Source organism: Sulfurovum sp. UBA12169, from assembly GCA_002742845.1.
Lineage (GTDB): Bacteria > Campylobacterota > Campylobacteria > Campylobacterales > Sulfurovaceae > Sulfurovum.
Map to the genome: position 1 here is coordinate 159,383 of DLUH01000005.1, position 18,154 is coordinate 177,536.

General features: G+C 39.3%; 22 protein-coding genes. 3 read left to right on the plus strand and 19 right to left on the minus strand.

The features are described from left to right. Both CFH81_05745 and CFH81_05750 read right to left on the minus strand, forming a co-directional pair. Positions 1–669 carry a 16S rRNA (uracil(1498)-N(3))-methyltransferase gene (locus CFH81_05745; GenBank protein ID DAB39734.1) on the minus strand — a complete coding sequence of 223 codons (669 nt, stop codon included), beginning with the start codon at positions 667–669 and terminating at the stop codon, positions 1–3. Next, positions 650–1,078, minus strand: a complete 429-nt coding sequence (locus tag CFH81_05750) for a hypothetical protein (GenBank protein DAB39735.1) — start codon at positions 1,076–1,078, stop codon at positions 650–652. The genes CFH81_05745 and CFH81_05750 overlap by 20 nt, the downstream gene beginning before the upstream one ends. A gap of 86 nt (positions 1,079–1,164) precedes the next feature. Here CFH81_05750 and CFH81_05755 point away from each other — a divergent pair, with 86 nt between their 5' ends. After that, complete coding sequence (locus tag CFH81_05755) at positions 1,165–2,382, plus strand: molybdopterin molybdenumtransferase MoeA (GenBank protein ID DAB39736.1); 1,218 nt, start codon at positions 1,165–1,167, stop codon at positions 2,380–2,382. Positions 2,383–2,428: 46 nt separating this feature from the next. Here CFH81_05755 and CFH81_05760 read toward each other — a convergent pair whose 3' ends face one another. The 9 genes from CFH81_05760 to CFH81_05800 form a co-directional block, all read right to left on the minus strand. Beyond that, on the minus strand, positions 2,429–3,049 hold the full coding sequence (locus CFH81_05760) for a hypothetical protein (GenBank protein ID DAB39737.1): 621 nt from the start codon (positions 3,047–3,049) through the stop codon (positions 2,429–2,431). Positions 3,050–3,083: 34 nt separating this feature from the next. Next, positions 3,084–3,665, minus strand: a complete 582-nt coding sequence (locus CFH81_05765) for a 6-carboxytetrahydropterin synthase QueD (protein DAB39738.1) — start codon at positions 3,663–3,665, stop codon at positions 3,084–3,086. 83 nt (positions 3,666–3,748) lie between these two features. Continuing rightward, a complete protein-coding gene (locus CFH81_05770; GenBank protein DAB39739.1) occupies positions 3,749–4,507 on the minus strand; it encodes a radical SAM protein in 759 nt (252 codons plus the stop codon). 32 nt (positions 4,508–4,539) lie between these two features. After that, complete coding sequence (locus CFH81_05775; GenBank protein ID DAB39740.1) at positions 4,540–5,517, minus strand: GTP 3',8-cyclase MoaA; 978 nt, start codon at positions 5,515–5,517, stop codon at positions 4,540–4,542. Between the two features lie 139 nt (positions 5,518–5,656). Continuing rightward, positions 5,657–6,652, minus strand: coding sequence for a cytochrome C (locus tag CFH81_05780; GenBank protein DAB39741.1), 996 nt, complete (start codon positions 6,650–6,652; stop codon positions 5,657–5,659). Between the two features lie 13 nt (positions 6,653–6,665). Beyond that, the gene (locus CFH81_05785) at positions 6,666–7,880 is read right to left on the minus strand and encodes a cytochrome b (protein DAB39742.1); all 1,215 of its coding nucleotides are present in this window, start codon (positions 7,878–7,880) and stop codon (positions 6,666–6,668) included. Between the two features lie 16 nt (positions 7,881–7,896). Next, complete coding sequence (gene petA / locus CFH81_05790) at positions 7,897–8,409, minus strand: ubiquinol-cytochrome c reductase iron-sulfur subunit (GenBank protein DAB39743.1); 513 nt, start codon at positions 8,407–8,409, stop codon at positions 7,897–7,899. A gap of 48 nt (positions 8,410–8,457) precedes the next feature. Next, positions 8,458–9,321 (minus strand): hypothetical protein, encoded by an 864-nt coding sequence (locus tag CFH81_05795; GenBank protein ID DAB39744.1) that lies wholly within the window; start codon positions 9,319–9,321, stop codon positions 8,458–8,460. Then, positions 9,321–11,192: a tRNA uridine-5-carboxymethylaminomethyl(34) synthesis enzyme MnmG gene (locus CFH81_05800; GenBank protein DAB39745.1), complete on the minus strand. Its 1,872-nt coding sequence runs from the start codon at positions 11,190–11,192 to the stop codon at positions 9,321–9,323. The genes CFH81_05795 and CFH81_05800 overlap by 1 nt, the downstream gene beginning before the upstream one ends. Positions 11,193–11,394: 202 nt before the next feature. Between CFH81_05800 and CFH81_05805 the strand changes: the two genes are divergently transcribed. After that, entirely contained in the window at positions 11,395–12,027 is a 633-nt protein-coding gene (locus CFH81_05805) for a riboflavin synthase (GenBank protein DAB39746.1), read from the plus strand. Beyond that, positions 12,027–12,323: a cupin gene (locus CFH81_05810; GenBank protein ID DAB39747.1), complete on the plus strand. Its 297-nt coding sequence runs from the start codon at positions 12,027–12,029 to the stop codon at positions 12,321–12,323. The genes CFH81_05805 and CFH81_05810 overlap by 1 nt, the downstream gene beginning before the upstream one ends. Here CFH81_05810 and CFH81_05815 read toward each other — a convergent pair. The 8 genes from CFH81_05815 to CFH81_05850 form a co-directional block, all read right to left on the minus strand. Then, complete coding sequence (locus CFH81_05815; GenBank protein ID DAB39748.1) at positions 12,314–13,090, minus strand: hypothetical protein; 777 nt, start codon at positions 13,088–13,090, stop codon at positions 12,314–12,316. The two genes, CFH81_05810 and CFH81_05815, sit on opposite strands and share 10 nt — an antisense overlap. A gap of 23 nt (positions 13,091–13,113) precedes the next feature. Then, on the minus strand, positions 13,114–13,422 hold the full coding sequence (locus CFH81_05820; protein ID DAB39749.1) for a hypothetical protein: 309 nt from the start codon (positions 13,420–13,422) through the stop codon (positions 13,114–13,116). Then, positions 13,416–13,934 carry an S-ribosylhomocysteine lyase gene (locus CFH81_05825; protein ID DAB39750.1) on the minus strand — a complete coding sequence of 173 codons (519 nt, stop codon included), beginning with the start codon at positions 13,932–13,934 and terminating at the stop codon, positions 13,416–13,418. The genes CFH81_05820 and CFH81_05825 overlap by 7 nt, the downstream gene beginning before the upstream one ends. Positions 13,935–14,172: 238 nt before the next feature. Next, positions 14,173–15,126 carry a pyruvate ferredoxin oxidoreductase gene (locus CFH81_05830; protein DAB39751.1) on the minus strand — a complete coding sequence of 318 codons (954 nt, stop codon included), beginning with the start codon at positions 15,124–15,126 and terminating at the stop codon, positions 14,173–14,175. Positions 15,127–15,129: 3 nt separating this feature from the next. After that, the gene (locus CFH81_05835) at positions 15,130–16,362 is read right to left on the minus strand and encodes a 2-ketoisovalerate ferredoxin oxidoreductase (GenBank protein DAB40435.1); all 1,233 of its coding nucleotides are present in this window, start codon (positions 16,360–16,362) and stop codon (positions 15,130–15,132) included. 11 nt (positions 16,363–16,373) lie between these two features. Then, positions 16,374–16,829 (minus strand): pyruvate ferredoxin oxidoreductase, encoded by a 456-nt coding sequence (gene porD / locus CFH81_05840; protein DAB39752.1) that lies wholly within the window; start codon positions 16,827–16,829, stop codon positions 16,374–16,376. 12 nt (positions 16,830–16,841) lie between these two features. After that, positions 16,842–17,405, minus strand: a complete 564-nt coding sequence (gene porC / locus CFH81_05845) for a pyruvate ferredoxin oxidoreductase (GenBank protein ID DAB39753.1) — start codon at positions 17,403–17,405, stop codon at positions 16,842–16,844. Positions 17,406–17,502: 97 nt separating this feature from the next. Continuing rightward, a complete protein-coding gene (locus tag CFH81_05850; GenBank protein DAB39754.1) occupies positions 17,503–18,144 on the minus strand; it encodes a hydrolase in 642 nt (213 codons plus the stop codon). Positions 18,145–18,154 lie beyond the last annotated feature (10 nt).

An 18,154-nucleotide genomic window follows, 5' to 3' on the forward strand; every position in this document is an offset into this window, starting at 1 on the left:
TTATAATAATATTTTACCCGCAACAGCACAAACCGCACTTTCGCTTTTAAGTATCAACGGTGTATCAAAACCAACGATTTTTTCTGAAGAAAACAAAGCGATTTCATCTTCTGCAAATCCGCCTTCACATCCTACCACAATCGTATCTAAAGGAATCTTTTTGTCAAGCATATTGTCTGAAAAATTTAATAAATAGCTCTGGGGATTTTGCGTTAAAAATGTTTTTAAATCTTTAGCTGTATCTAGAACCATCATTGTACTTCGTCCTGACTGCTGGGAAGAGTTCAGCAAAATTTTTTGCAAACGGGGAAAATCGACTTGAAAACCTTTTTGAGAGCGTGCACAATAGATAAAAGTAATTTTCTCTACTCCCATTTCATTGAGTGAAGTAATATTTTTTTCTATATTTTTAGGATCGATAATGCACCAGCCAATGTGCAATGGCCGTCGGGCCCTGATTTCCAAGACTTCACTTTCCTCTAATGCCAGCTCTACACTTTTTTTATCAATTGCATCAATACGATAGCGATGAATCAAACCGTCTTGAAGATTTCGCACATAAAGAATATCGTTATTCTTGTGTCTGCGTACCTTAAAAATATAACGATGCTCTTCTCCAAGAAGAGTCAATTGAGGCTTGCCTGCCTCCTTATGATAAAGATATAACACCTTTTACTTCCATTATTTTAAATACAACCATAAAAACCACCAGCAAGATTTGCACCGCAGAAATCTTTAAAAAAGCCCCCCTGAGAAGCTTGTTTGTCTGTTCATTTTTCAGATTACCCGTTTTAATCAATTTGTATTTACGTATCTCTATATACATCATCGCTACCCAGATCACAATCATCAAAATAATACTCAGCGTCATACCGAATTCACCCATAACCAAAGCAACAATGCCCACAAATGCAATCATTGCAATAAGTGCCTGAAAGATCATCGTGTAAATAAAACTTGCTTTTCTAAATCCACCAGGATTTTTTGTGCCCACAAAAGGAATCAATAATCCCCCCACTAAAAATCCTAAAAAAACCTTGACCAGAAGAGAGTGCGAAAGTAAAATTTGCTCCACCATACCCCATTGTCCTTTAAACTATTAATATCTCTAATTATACTCAAATTTGCTATAATCTATCTCATTTTAAAACAAAGGTTTTTTGTATGGCTATTTCTATTACTGAAGCATTGGATATTATTTATCAGAATACCTCTGCGGTAAGCACAGAAATTCTTCCTATTGAGGCGGCATTGGGGCGTATTGTTGCAGAAGATTATATAGCAAAGTTTGATTTGCCCGGATTTGACAACTCCGCCATGGATGGCTACGCAGTCAAGTGTGCAGATGCAGGCAACACAGTTGACTGCCATGAAGTTCTCTATGCAGGTGACACTCCAAAAACTAATCTTAAGCAAGGGTATGCCATTAAAATTATGACCGGTGCACCGATTCCAGAAGGATGCGAAGCCATAGTTCCTGTTGAAAAAGCAAAAATTCAAGGCAATCAAGTAGTGCTGCCTGCACCAATCGAAAACGGTGCACATATCAGGCATGCGGGAGAGGACATCAAAAGTGGAATTCCTTACCTGCATAAAGGTGAAAAAGTAAATGCTTACAGTATCGCTCTTCTTGCAAGTCAAGGGGTTACACATCTTATGGTCAAACGCAAAATCAAAGTATCGGTATTTGGCACCGGAGATGAACTCCGTTCACATTTTGAAAAAATCGCACCGCATCAGCTCTATAATTCAAACACCCCCATGTTTCTTGCACGTGCGCAGGAACTAGGTTGTGAAGTGCGGTATATAGGCAATAGCGGTGACAGCATTGATTCTCTTAAGGAGGTGATTATATCAGCTATTGATTCTGATATCATTCTTACAAGCGGAGGCGTAAGTATGGGGGATAAAGATTTTACAAAAGAAGCTTTTGGCGAACTGGGGATGAAAACCTACTTTAGCCAAGTGGATATTAAACCTGGCAAGCCTACTACCTATGGAAAAATAGGAGAGAGCGCTATCGTTAATTTACCAGGGAATCCTTTGGCCTCAATGGTAAACTATGAAATTTTTGTATGTGCACTCATTGCGAAAATGAGCGGAGCCAATGCCCACTATCATGGTACCATAAGTACACAAATCGCACAAGATTATCAAATGCGCGGAGGAAAATATACTGCGTGCCTGGGGTATTTCGACGGAACTTCTTTTGCGCCTCTGTCCCAGCAGCTTCCGGGTATGGTGTCGCCTATGCATAAAGCCAATGCAATGATTATCACGACTCCAAATCTCAAGTTTCTCCAAAAAGGTTCAGCCGTAAAAATTATTCCGATTGGATGGAGCATGCATAGATGTCAAAAAGAAGATTTTTTTACAAAGTAAGAAGAGTTGAAAGATTTCCCGCAGATGCGGGAAAAAAAGATAAAACTTATTTTATATTTGAGATATATGCCGCAATAGCTTTAATATCTTCATCACTTACTGCATTCATTGTACTTTTCATAAGTGCGCCCATGCCAGATACATTTCTTGTACCTGTTTTGTATTCATTCATTGCTGCTATAAGATTGGCCTCAGATTGTCCTGCAATAATTTCGGATTTACCAAGTGCTTTTGTTTTACCGTCCTGTCCGTGGCATCCTGTACATTTTGCATAAGCCGCTGGCGCTTCTAGCACTTTTGTTTCTTGGCCTGATGTCTCTGTTGTTTGATTTGCCTCCAACGTCTCTTGGATTGCTTCAGAAGTTGTTGTATTCTTTTCGTCTGCCAAAGTCTCCGGCGCAACTGATTGTGCTGCTTTAGCGACTGCTTCTTTTGTTTTTTCTGCCGCTTCTGCCGCTTCTGTTTTAACCGTATCTGCTATCTCTTTTGATGCTTCAACTGTTTTGGATATTGCCTCTTGTGTTGCAACTTTAGTTTCTTCTACTGCTTTAGATGCTGTTTCTTTTACTGCTGCGGTTGCTTCAGCAGCTGATTTTTTTGTCTCTTCTCCGCATCCTGTAAAAAGTACTGCTGCGGCCACCAACGAAAATATTGCTATTTTTTTCATTTATTATCCTTATAATTTTAGATTAATGATTATACTAAATTTTTTCTGGATTCTCGATTAATGTGCGTTGGAGTAGCTTATGCCACAGAGTGTCATCGCTCCATTCGTTTTGTATCTGTTTTGAAAAGATAATCTCTTCTAAACGTATTGTGCCCATCAATTCACTATGGGCATCCTCTCTAAAGCCTTGAGCGTAGCCTGTTTCTGTTTCGTGAACAATGATACTGTGGAGCCTCACATCTCTTTCTCCGTTCACCATGATTGTGCATGCCAATATGCGCTCCACTAGCAAATAAATCACACGTGAAAATTGTTCAGCCGAAGGAGAAACGGGGAGTTCTATCCAACGGCTGCTGTGTCTCTTCATGGCATCCAGATAGACCTTGTCATCTTTGGACCAAAGAGTGATCGCATGATCAAAAGAATCGATCATCTCCTTAATATACTGCTTGGTTAAACCAAAATCATATACCATCTGCCCATTGTCAAGATAGTTTGATTCAAACAATACTTCTACTTTGTAGGAGTGTCCATGGACATTTTCACTACATCGTCGTGTACTGCAATTGCGCACAATATGTGCGTTTTCAAATTTAAAAAGTTTCCGTATCAACATATTTCTATCCTTAATAGGAGTAAGTTTATCTGATTTTAACACATCCACCTAAAACTAAGATGAAATAAACCCATCGATACTCTTTATACTCCCTGGGTTGTATCAAAAACACGTATGTGCAATCGATCACTGTATCTAAAATTATGTGCCATACAAAACAAAAAAACAGATTTGTCATTTTTTACAATCGTGTCCCTGCTTTCACCTACAGGCATACAATATATATCAGAATTTGGCAATATCTCTCTGATTGCATTAATCTCGTCCAATGCGGTTGTTTCTATCAATTGCACATCAATAGTAAATTTCAAAAACGATTCTTTAGCGTAAGACGCAATGGCTCTTAGCGCTGCGGGATAAATACGCTTCTCTATGGTTTCACCGCTGTTTGTCAACTTAATAGAGAGTGCGAAAACACAGTTTTTATATACAGGATACTTTTCAAAATCTATCTCAATGGTGCCATTGGTCTCAAATGTTACAAAAATTTTTTGTGTTACCAGCCACGAGATCACTTCATAAAAAGCTTTATCTTTATAGTACAATAGTGGCTCACCCCCTGTAATCACCACATGAGGTTGATATCCAATCGCCTGAAATTCATTTGTAAGTTTTTCAATCAACTCGGTACTCTGTTCAATCTTTTGCCATGCTTTTGCAAAATTGGCGTCTACGGCAAAATAGGTATCACATCCGTACCGTGTCTCGCCCTTGACTTCATAATAAGTTCCAAATCCGGGACAGTTAAGGTTACATCCCCCTGTTCTTAAAAAATAAGAGGGAACACCCGCGTATCTGCCTTCCCCTTGTATAGAAAAAAATTGCTCGGTTAGATAAAACAAAAATATCCTTTATTAGTAATTTTGACGAACAATTATCCTCCTGTTTCATAAAACGCACGTGCAGAGGTTTCCTGCGCTTTTCCACTCTCCTCTTCATTCCATCTGTTTTCTTTGGGTTTATCCTTAAGTACTTGGGCAAGTACTCCGGCCGCTTTTTCTATATCTCCTTCTTTGACCGCCTCAGCGATGCTCATGGCTTCATCAAAGTAAAGGCACGGTATAAGATTTCCTTCGGCTGTAAGACGAATACGGTTGCAATTTTCACAAAAATCATGTTTATGCGGATCAATCAATCCAAAATCTGTGCCATCTTCTAAAAGATAATTAAATGATGGGCTAGCCCCTTCTCTTCCTAGGGCTTTGATTGTGTGCGCCTGTTTAACTTTTGCCAAAATTTCTTTGCCGTGCATGCCTCTCAGTGCTTGGGATGCATGACGGTTTTCCATATATTCAATAAACCGTACTTTAATGTTGCGCGCTTTACAATACTCTAGAATATCTAAAATCTCATCATCGTTAATGCCCTTAAGGGGCACCATATTGATTTTAACCTTAAGCCCTACTTCTAAAGCTTTTTCAATTCCTTTGAGTACACGATCCAACACATCCTTGCCTGCAATTTTGGCAGCCGTCTCTGCCTTAAGGGAATCCAAAGAGATGTTGACCCTTTTGAGTCCTGCATCTTTAAGGCGCTGCGCTGTTTCGGGAAGCAAATAGCCGTTTGTCGTCAGTGCCAAATCGATATCAGACTTGTAGTCGCTTATCATTTTGATAAAGGTATCCAGATCTTCTCTAAGCAAGGGCTCGCCGCCGGTCAAACGGATTTTTGTAACCCCTTCATCTATAGCTACCTTTACAAATAAAAAAAGTTCTTCAAAACTAAGTAAATTTTCTTTAGGCACCCAAGAAAAAGGTTTTTCGGGCATACAATATTGGCATCGAAAATTGCATCTTTCGGTTACTGAAATTCTCAGATAATTTACTGTTCTACCATATCCATCAATAAGCATTTCAATCCTATATTTTATAAATTTTGCTTAGAGTATCAAAAAGTAGATAAAAATAAGTTAATGCAGATTGAAAATAAGAATAAAAAAATTATAGGAGCGATAGCACGGAGAAACTCCGCGCTATATTAGAAAAATGTTCTTAGTGAAGATCTTTCCATTGAGATTTTTTCCAAAGATAAGCTAGCACTGTAAATACTGCAAAGAAAAGCAATACCCATGGTCCAATAGCTTCTCTTGCGGGCTTGCTTGGATCTCCAACTTCTTCAAGATACGCTTTTATTTTTTCATATCCTTCGTGCGTCAATCCGACTCTAGGCATAGAAGTTCCCGGAAGCTGTGTTTGAGGATTTTCTACAAACGTTTCCATGAAATGTTCTGATCTTGCTCTCACCATGATAGAAAGATCCGGCGGTAATTTACCCATATAGGCTTTTACTAAATCTTGCTCCTCAAGCACTTTGACCTTGTGTGCCAACGCATCTTTTTCATACTTAAATGTAGGAGTATCGCCAAGCTGCGTTGTCTTTGCATATCTCATAGCATGACATCTGGCACATGCTTCGTCAAACGCTTGTTTGTTTGTTACTTCGCCAGCCATTTTTTCTTGCATATAGGCAACAATATCTGCAATTTGCTGATCATCAGTAATCATCGTTTTGATCGATCCCATCGGATGCGTCATTGTATCTGCATATTTGTGATCAACATTAGATGCCATTGCCGGATCTTTAATGACAGCGATCAAATAATTTTTGTCATACAAAGAACCTGCATGGTCAAGATTAGGCGGAATAACGCCTCCCATATTGATGCCTGCGCCGTTATGGCATCCCAAACAAGTAGCAAACGCTGCCTCTCCGTTTGCAGCATTGCCTTCAAGCTGTGCGACTTTCTCTACATCGGCCCAAAATGCTTTTTTTGCTTCTACTTTTGCTTGCGCTTCAGCTTCTTTGCTCCCACTCTCTTTGGCTTTGGCCAATGATGCTTCCGCTTCTTTTATATCCGCTTCTCCATTATAGGTAAATCCATGACCTTCCACGTGTTTATGCATTTGTGAGTGCGCAAAAGGCTCAACCCCCCAATAAGTAACAAGCGTAAAGAATACAACTACTGCTAATATTTTTAGTTCTCTCATTCTTTTTGTCTCCCTACAGCTTTTTTTCAAATTTTGTAATCACAATCAATGCAGGTCCCAACAAAAGGAATATTACTGCTGCAACTGTTCCCAATGTATTAAAGATACCCTCTGGCGGTAATTTACCCAATACCGTCAATACGATCATGTCAACAATAAGGATCCAGAACCATACAAAGAAAAGACCTCTTTTGTGTGCCGGTGCCACATTCGGACTTCTGTCGATAAACGGAAGGAAGAAAAGTGCTGCTTGGGCAATACCAAATGCAATCAAACCTGGATCTTTCGGGAATGGTCTTAATATCTCATATGACCACAAGAAATACCACTCAGGATAAATGTGTGCCGGTGTCATAAGACCGTCTGCAGGATCAAAATTCACCGGATCCATTGCAAAATTAAAATGATAAAACACCAAATAAAAGAATAAGATAAAATAAACACCCATTACAAAAACATCTTTACTTAAAAATACCGGATTGAAAGGAATAACTTTTGATTCTTTTTTCTTGCCTGCTTTATAAAGCTCTGCCGCTTCTTCAAAATCAATTTCAGCACCCTCTTGATTGTTTACGTGAGGAATACGAAGTGAACCAAAGTGCAAAACAATAAGTCCGATAATCACCAAAGGAATCAACAATACGTGCAACATAAAGAATCTTGTCAAGAATGCATCGCCGGGAACATAGTCTCCTCTAATCCATTCAACAAGTCCATACGCTTCAAGTGATCCGCCAGAGAATAAATTGGTAATAACCATACCGGCCCAATAACTCATCTGACCCCATGGAAGCATATAGCCAGAAAACGCTTCTGCTGAGAATGCTACAAAAAGCAACATACCGGACAACCAAATAAGCTCTCTTCCTTTTTTATACGAACCATAGTAAATACCTGTAAACATGTGGATATAGATAATAAGAAATACTACTGATGCACCCACTCCATGAATATGCCTCCACAGCCAACCGTATCCGACTTCGCTCATGATGATATAGTTTACACTATCAAATGCCAAATTCGCATCCGGCTTATAGTACATCAATAAGAAGATACCGCTGATTAGAAGCACTCCAAAGGTTGCTGCCAAAACCATACCCATTGCCCACAAGAAGTTAATATCTTTAGGGATCCAATACTCAGTTGAGAGTACTCTTTTTAGTGTCTCAACTGCTAGACGTTGGTCTAGCCATTCATTAACACTGTTTGCTTTTTCAAATTTTGCCATCGTTTACTCTCCTTCCCTATACCGTTAGACCAGCATCTAACATTTTTTGAAACTCAGGTCCAGCTTCACCAAGTACCAACTTTGTTCCGTCTATTTTAAACGGCGGAACCTCCAGTGGGCTAGGCGGGGGACCAAATATTTGATGTCCGCTCGTGTCAAACTCACCGCCATGACAAGCACAAAGGAATTTACGTTTATCCGGCAAATAGGCTGGGATACATCCTAGGTGTGTACACAACCCGATAGACACATGATATCTATCAGAACCTATCACTACATCTCTATCATCTGGCTTCATATCTTTGGATTTTTTTAATACAAAGATAGGCTTTCCTCTCCATTTTTCTACATTTAGCACATTTTCCTGTGCTGCGCTTAGATCAATTATTGTAAAGCCTGCTGCTTTTACGCTTGGTAACGGATCCCAGCTGCGTTTCATTGCATATAGTGCACCAAGTCCACCAAGTGCAGTAAAACCACCAAGAGCCATTCCCATAAAGTCTCTACGACCTTGTACGTCTTTTCCCATACTTCTTCCTTTATAAAATTTGGATTGCATATTATAAAGCGTTTATTATTAAAAAGTTATCTTATTTATTATGTTTCTTACAATTATAGAAGCATTTTTTGTCAGATGGTGTGTTTTTGAATCAGCCCTCTCAAATTTTTCATATAATTTAGTATCCAAATTATCAATTACGCTGATGTTATTCAGAGTTAAATAGTCTGAAATGTTTTTATCTTTTTCATCTAATTTGAGATAAATTACCTCTGCGCCACTCGCTTTGGCCTCCAATGCTGTTTGAAAAGAAGCTGTAACCACACGACTGGATGTGCGTATAAGATCTGTGTACTCTTCTGCCTCATGCAATTTAGAAAAAATTTTCGCCAAATCGTCTTCATATTTGACAAAAAAATAGTGGCCCAACAACAGTTCCATGCGATTTGCTTCAAAAAAATGTTTATGAGACAAAATAATCTTATCGTAATCTGCATCACCCAAAAAGAAAAGTGTTCTCTCTTTTTTTAAGCAGGGTTCAAAATAAATATCATCAATAATCACCGCCGGGATACACGATTCATCTTCACAAAATAACTTCAATACTGTTTCAGTATAGCGTGGTCTATCCTCCGAATTTTGCTCAAAACGAAACACTGCCTTATACTCGATGCAATATTTTTGAAGCCTTCCTCTGTCATTTTCGGGTGAATCAATAATCAAACTGTCACCTATTTGCGCAACCAAATCAATATCCTGAATTGTCTCAATCGTCACCGAATCCCTGATGCCAAATTCTTTTGCGGCCAATCCTGCACGAAAATCATTGACAAGCAATCTTGCTTCAACTCCTTGGGTTTGCAGTTCTTTAAGTAGCGCTGCGCCCCTTTTCATGCGATCAAGTCCTATTTTATGCCCCGTATGAGCATAATAGTACAACATTAACGTTTTCCTTTTTGATTTATTTTAATATATATATGTATAATCTCCAGTGCCGCAGGGGTAACACCGGAAACTTGAGAAGCTTCAAAAAGCGTAGGCGGCGTTGATCTTTCTAATTTTTCGACAATTTCATTGCTTAATCCGGAAACTTTACGGTACACAAAATCTTCAGGGATTTTGATTTTAAGCATATCCTCCATTTTGTCTATCTGATCTTGCTGCTTTTCAATATATCGACTATATTTGGCTTCTATAAGTATCTGCTCTATTACTTCATCATTATATTTGTCAAATCCTGGCAAAAGAGTAACAAGTTTTTCCCTATTGAAATCCCCGCGACCTACAACATCTATCCAGCATGTTCTGTCATTGATTTTCACTGCGCCAATCTCTTCTAGTTTTGCTAAAAAATCTTTTGTCGGTGTCACATAATTGTGACGCATAAAATTTAATGCTTCTTGAATGTTTTGATGTTTCTCTTCTACTTTCTTTATATATTCATCGTCAAGCAATCCCAACGTTTTGCCGTAATGCGAAAGTCTTATGTCAGCGTTGTCTTCTCTCAAAAGCAAGCGATACTCTGCACGAGAGGTAAACATACGATAAGGCTCTTTGGTGCCTTTTGTAACCAAGTCATCGATAAGCACCCCAATATAAGCCTCATCCCGTCTAAGAATAAAAGGCTCTTTGCCTTGCAGGCTAAGCGCGGCATTGATGCCGGCCATCAACCCTTGTGCCGCTGCTTCTTCATATCCCGTTGTACCATTGATCTGCCCTGCACAGTAAAGCCCTTTGATTTTTTTTGTCTCCAAAGTATGTTTTAGATCGGTCGGCTGAATATAGTCGTACTCTATAGCATAACCATAGCGTACAATCTTTGCATTTTCCATTCCTTTAACCGAACGTATCATATCCAGCTGAACATCTGTCGGCAAAGAGGTGCTCATGCCATTGATATAATATTCTGTCTCTTCTATGGTTTGGGGTTCCACAAAAATCTGATGTCTTGGCCTGTCTCTAAAACGATTAATCTTATCTTCAATGCTGGGACAATATCTAGGTCCCACCCCTTCTATCTGTCCCGAAAAAAGCGGTGCTCTGTAAAAGTTGCTCTCTATAATCTCATGTGTTGTTTCATTTGTATAGGCAATATAGCACGGAAGCTGCTTGGGGTGAAATGTTTTTCTGTCTGTACGAAAAGAGAACGGAGGAGGAGGCATATCTCCCGGCTGAACTTCCATGACTGATGTATCAACACTTTTAGCATCTATACGGGCACAAGTTCCTGTTTTTAGTCGTCCGATATTAAGACCTAAACCTCTTAAGTATTCTGCGAGCTTCACCGATGCAAATTCACCTTGCCTGCCTGCTGTTTGTTTTTTTTCACCAATATGGATCAACCCGTTTAGAAACGTTCCTGAAGCAATAATCACTTTGGATGCCAGATAGGTGTTGCCCAGCTGTGTAGCAACACCTCTGACTTCATTTTCTTCTACGATAAGCCCTTCGGCAATCTCTTGTTTAAGATCCAAATTTTCTGTATTCAACACTACATCACGCATATAAATACGGTATTTATCCATATCTATTTGTGCCCTGCTTCCTCTGACTGCCGGACCCTTAGAGGCATTTAGCATACGAAACTGGATACCTGTTGCATCGGTACAAAGCCCCATCTCCCCGCCCAGGGCATCAAGCTCTTTTACCAAATGTCCTTTCGCCAGTCCGCCTATTGCAGGATTGCATGAAGAAGCCCCAATCTGCTCAACAAGTATCGTAATCATGAGTGTCTTGGCGCCCATGCGCGCAGAAGCAAGCGCAGCTTCTATTCCTGCATGTCCTCCGCCGATCACTATAGTGTCATAATTCATTTAAAAACTCCATTTTGGAGTGAATACTGCTTAATGAACAATAAACAGTTAAGTCTATTTTTAAAAAACTTATAATTTTATTGATAGGAATAAAAAGTAAAGCCAACTGCTCATCTTTTTATTGTTCACTATTATCTATTCACTAATTTTTGGTTATAATAAACGAATTATATCTAAAATTATTAAGGGACAAAGCGCATTCATGTTCACAGGGCTTATACGTGAAATTTCAATTGTCAAACGGTATCGCAACAACATTTTAAGCATTCAGTCGAGGCATAAAGCAAAACTCGGAGACTCTATCGCTGTTAATGGTGTTTGTTTGACTGTTATCAAAATCAACCCTGACGGATTTGATCTGGAACTCTCTGATGAGACACGTTCCATTATAGAAACAAGCAAATTTAGCGGGAAAGTTCACATCGAGCCTGCCATGCAGATGAATGACCGTTTTGAAGGGCATATTGTTCAAGGACATGTTGATTGCACGGGAACTGTATCGCAGATTATTTCGCGCGAAAATGCAATCGATTACCTTATCCGGGTTGACCCCAAATATATCTCCTATATCGTCCCTAAGGGTTCGATTGCTATAGACGGTGTTAGCCTAACCGTCAATGATGTCCAAAAAGAGAGTTTTAGACTCACTATTATCCCTCATACTCTCAGAGAAACGCTCATCAGCCAGTACAAAATAGGCACAAAGGTTAATATAGAAACGGATATGTTTGCCAGATATATCGATCATATCCTTACACACAGAAATGCTCTCACCAAAAACCCTGATAAACATATAGGCTGGAATGATATCGACAAAATTCAGATGAGCTATTGATGAATTTGTATGACTGCATCATACCGAAAGTTGGTGAAAGCTTTACCACTTTGCTCGAACATAAAAATATTAAAATAGTCCATATTGTAAGTTCCGACAAGATCGAACCCATTGAGTATATTCAAGAGGAAGATGAATGGATCCTTCTGCTGGAAGGAGAGGCGACACTGCTTTTAAATCAGAAAGAAATAACGCTTTTGAAGGGAGAAAGTCTTTTTATTCCTTCAAAAACACCCCATTGTGTCACAAAAACTCAAAAAGGAACACTTTGGCTTGCAGTGCATCTTTACAAATAATCCCCGTCTTTCAAGCTTCTAGCCAGGGGGTTTCTTTGAATTTTTAATGTCATATCGATAAGCTCTAAATTTAAATTATGAGGGCTTGCTATCATCGAAGAACGCACCTTATCTCCATGATAAGCAAATAACTTGAATCCATTTTCATGCAATCCCAGCCGAACGGCTGCAGCAGTAGAATAGGTCGTGAGTATTGTATCATCCGTGCAGATGGATCTTAGGTCTGAGAAATACTCTTGGGTCCACAACAAAGGATTGTGTGCCGGACTAAATGCATCTTGGTAGACAATATCGATGTTCTCTTTAATCCTAGGGATGCTTTCTCTCGCATCTCCAAGCAGTACTTCTATCTTAAACTGTTCATCTTCATAATAAAACTCCCGACTTAAAATCTCTATGACGGGTTTAAAATCATCAAAAGCCTTAGGATACTCAAAGCCGGAGAGCGAACGAACAAGCTTTTCATCAAATTCCGGAGAGAGAATGTGTATTTTTGTTTGAAGTTTTTGCTGTCTGACATAATAAAGTGTTGCCAGCGTATTGTATCCCAAACCAAAACAAATATCCAAAATCGCCAATGATGCTTTTTCTTTTTGTAGTAAAAAAGCAGGCTTTATATGTTTCTCTAAAGACTCATGAAGTGCACCGTCTTTCGTTGAATGGTAGGCCTCGTCAAATTCACAAGAAAAAAGCGTAACAGAACCATCCTGAGTGGCAACCAGTCTCTTTTGATCTCTTAAAGATTCATGATATATTTCGTTCTTCATTTTTTATTTTTGCCGGAGTTAATTTATCCTACTCCAATTTCGTCAAGCTCTTTAAATTTAAACGCTTCCATGATCTCTTCAATGCTCTCTTCTTGACGTCTTACTAAAACCATCATACCTTCTTGCATAAATTCCATGTAGTTTTCAAATTTATTTTCCAAAATGACAAAATCTATCCATTCTTCTCCGATAGCTGTACGATTTTCAAAAAATTGCACATACTGAATCTCTCCGTTCTCAAACTTTACCAATGCCCATGCTTTTTTATCTGCAAGAGTAGCAATACGCGATTTTTTATCCATGACGCTTTCTACAGGAATTAAAATCAGCATGATAATTCTTTTTTGAATTGTTTTTGGCTAAGTTTTAACTTTTTATTGCTCATGGTTCCTATACCTTTTTGAAGTACATTTTTGGCTATTTGCTGCGCCTGCTTCAATGAATGCATCCTGCATGTACCGCACTGATAAAGATTTAACTCGGGAATGTCTGCTTTGCTTTTTACATCCAGTATATCTTCCATCGATTTCTCCCATGCTTTGGCCACTTCTTTTTTCTTTGGAGATCCAAGCAAAGACATATAAAACCCTGTACGACACCCCATCGGAGAAATATCGATGATCTCGACATCCTCAGAATTTAAATGATCTCTCATAAAACCTGCAAAAAGATGCTCCAAAGTATGCATTCCTTTAGAGGACAGTATCTCTTTGTTGGGCATACAAAAACGTAAATCAAATACGGTAATATCATCACCGCGTGGCGTGCTCATCTTTTTAGCCACACGTACTGCCGGGGCTATCATTTTTGTATGATCTACAGTAAAACTGTCTAATAATGGCATCTTTTCACCTCTTACTTTTTTTTGATTATAGCAGTTTTAATCAAAAAAAATTTAAAGATTCACAACGTAAATGCATTTAATAAAAACAATCTATTGATGAATTTGTTTTGGCTTGTATAGGATTTACTTGAAAGATGGAGACAGACTAAAAAACTCATTTAGAGATTAATCCAATACAGTGCGACCGCCTTCGAAAGATTGTCGCATAATATTGGTATATAAACTATAGAAGCAAAGATTAGATTCTGGCCTCTTCGCGTCGCTGTAACATCTCCCACTTTTGGTCAACCTCTTTTTGGATTGATTCAATCACATGTTTGTACTCTGGTTTAAAAAGATGTTTATATCTTCCCTGTGCTGCAAGATACTCTTCTACAGGAATCACATTTTTTGGTCTATAAAGAATGTTCAGTTCATGACCGTCTATAATCTCATAAATGGGGAACATTAAAGAATCTGTTGCCAAGTCTGTAATATGAATTGTATCTTTTGGATCAAATCTCCATTCTGTAGTACAAGCCGAAACCGTATTGATAAAACATGGACCTTCCGTCCCTAATGCTTTTTGAAAACCTTGCGCCATACTTTTCCATTTGTTTGGAGCGAGTTGAGCCACATAAGGAGCACCATGTGCTGCCATAATGGATACAATATCTTTTTTCTTTTCTTTTTTACCATAACTATGAGAACCCGCTTGAGCCGTGGTTGTTGTTGCGCCTACCGGCGTAGATGAGGATCTCTGGCCTCCGGTGTTGGCATAGTTTTCATTATCCAAACAGATATATGTAAAGTCATGGCCTCTTTCCATGGCACCGCTTAGCCACTGAAACCCGATATCATATGTCGAACCATCACCGCCAAATGCTACAAATTTCACAGGTGCATTGGGGTCTTTCAAAGTTCCTTTTCTTTTTCTTGCTTTATACATTGCTTCGGCACCTGAAATCGCGGTTGCTGCATTCTCAAATCCAATATGAATCCAAGAAGTATCCCAAGATGTGTACGGATACACTGCGGTTGACACTTCTAGACATCCGGTATTTGTACTGATCACAAGATTGTCATCAGTACAATTCATAAGCTCCCTTACGATCATTGAATGCGCACAACCAGGACAAAGAAGATGCGCGCCTTCAAATCTATCATTATTTGTTGAAAATTCTTTTAAATTTTTTATTGATGTAATCGCCATCTTTTAGCTCCTTTTTGTTTCAAAAAATCCAAGCTTCGGACCTCTAAGTCCACTAAATTGCTGAATAGGTGTTGTAATATGTCCTGCATCGACATGTGCCTTTTGTTCCATAAAAATACGTTTTGCCTCTTTAACAGCGAAGTCACGCCCGCCAAGACCATAAATAAAGTTTGTTACCATTGGTCTTGCCTGCGTGCTGTATAGTGCTGCTGACACCTCATTAAAGAGTGCGCCCATTGCGCCCCCCGGAGATGATCTGTCAAGACAAGCTATGGCTTTAACATCTTTAAGCGCTTCTCTAATCGCATCGAAAGGAAAAGGCCTAAAACATCTTGGTGCAACCACCCCTGCTTTGATACCTTCAGCTCTTAACTCCTCTGCCGCCAATCTGCATGTCTCAACACTTGAACCAAGTGCTACAATAGCGACTTCTGCATCTTCCATAAGATAGCTTTCAACTCTATTGTAGGTTCTGCCTGTCAATTTCCCATATTCAGCGAATACCTCATCAATGATTGTACGAGAATCCATCAGTGCTTTGTGCTGTTTTGCTTTATGTTCAAAATGCCAATCTTCTTCAGTCTGTGCCCCATAAGTAACAGGTCTGGCGAAATCAAGCATATCGTCTACGCTTTTATAGTCCCCTACAAAGTTATACGCCTCTTCATCGCTCAAAGGATGTATATTTTGAGCTGTGTGAGAAGTAAGAAATCCGTCTTGATGCACCATCACCGGCAGCCTTACATTCAAATGCTCACCTATTCTAAATGCACAGAGAGTCATATCGTATGCCTCTTCGGCATTAAATGCATCCAATTGGATCCAACCCGAATCACGCCCCAAATACATATCTGAGTGATCCCCTCGCACATTAAGCGGAGAAGCCAATGCTCTGTTGGCGACAGTAAGAACGATAGGTAATCTCATGCCTGATGCCTGGTAAAGCACTTCAACCATCAACGCAAATCCTTGAGATGATGTTGCTGTTGCTACACGGCCGCCGGCTGCTGCTGCACCAACGCATCCTGACATCGCTGCATGCTCAGATTCTACCATGACAAATTCACCATCAATATACCCATTTGCTACATAATTTCCATAATTTTCAACAATAGGTGTTGAGGGCGTGATGGGGTATGCTGCAACCACGTCCACCTGCGCTTGTCTTAACGCCTGAGAAATAGCGTAATTGCCATCCCAAACTTCTGTCTCTTTGATCTCATATTTTTCTGCCATCATGCGGTCCTTTATTTCTCTTCTTTTTTTGTTTTCTCTGGCCACCCAGAAAGTGCTGCATCCAACTCCGTATGTTCCGTAAACATTAAAAGTGATTTTGGATTTGTCGGACATACTTCCACGCAAACTCCGCATCCTTTACAATGATCATAATCAATCCCCAACATCTGCTTATCTCTTGAGATAATCGAACTGTCCGGACACCATACCCAACAATTTTGACAATCAATACACACATCGATATTGAACACCGGTTTTTGTACACGCCATGAGGCTACTGTTGCCGTATAGGAGTTAAAATCCGAATAGAGTCTCTCTTCGGCTTTTTGATGAACGATACCTGTTGCATCTCCGTCAAAAGAGTTGATTACAACTCCTTGTTGGACCTCATCCCAACCAACAAGCTTTTCAGCCCCAAGTTCTCTAACACCTCTGTTCTCTGCTGCACACAAATCTTGATCTTGCATCTTCTTCCCTTTCTACTTAACTTCGTTATACGCTCTTGAAATTGCGTCCATGTTTGAATCGATAATCTTTTGTGGAAATTTTGAAAGTACTCTTTTCATACTCTCTAAGAAATAATCAAGCTCAAACATTCCAGAAACTTTTATAAACGCGCCGAGCATAGGAGCATTCGGGACAACTCTTCCGATTGTATCAAGAGAAATTTGCATACAATCTACCACAAATACACGATCCTCTTTTCCTGATAGCGAAGGGATTCCTTTGATCAATTCTTCTTTGCTGAGATGTGTTGTAATAATATAGCATGTTGAAGGCTTGTCATTTTCTGTAATATTGTCCGTAAAAGCCAATGCAGGATCAATGACTAAGACATAATCAGGCAACATAAATTTCTCATGATTAATAATCTTTTTGTCATCAATTCTATTGTAAGCCCTCATTGCTGCCCCTCTTTTGGCAGATCCATACAGAGCAAAGGCTTGCACCTCTTTCCCTGTTGTAGAAACAACATCTCCTAACCCTTTGGCTCCTGTCACGGCACCTTGACCTGCACGAGAGTGCCATCTTATTTCTACCATAATTTCTCCTCATTTAATTTAACACACGATGTTTGCTTTTATTTTAATAAAGCCCGTCTTAAATTGTGCTTGAATTTACAATTTTTTTGACTTTCGCTCACGATACGCTAATAAATTGCACTGCTTTAAATGCATTTTCGCAGACATGGTCTGCAAATGGTGATAAAGTAATTTCATCCGCATATCCGCATTTTACTCCTACAGCACGAATTCCGGCATCTTTGGCTGCCAAGATATCCATGGGGGTGTCTCCTATCATCCAGCATTTGTTTTTATCACTTTGCAGCTTCAATATGGCTTTAAGTATTGGTTCTGGATGTGGCTTCGGATAGGTTACATCCTCTCTTCCTATGAGCACTTCAAAATATTTCATTATTCCCATATGCTCTAAAAGTTCTATGGAGTATTTGGCTGTTTTTGTTGTCACGACACCTAATTTGGCATCCTGACTTGCCAAATGTACTGCTTGTGCGGCCTGCGGAAGCAAAACTGTTTTTTGGCAGCTTATTTGTCTGTAGTGCATTTTATATGCGTCCACATAACGATCAACCTTCCCTTCTGGAATACCAAGTGTTACAAACATCCTATCTAAAGGGTGGCCTATTTGCCCCTTAATCATTTCATGGGGCGGAATTTGTTTTCCAAACATATTAAATGCTGCATGAAAACTCTCCAATATAGCATCTGTAGAATCAATCAGTGTGCCGTCTAGATCAAAAAGTATTGTTTTTTCTTTCATTTTATTTTCT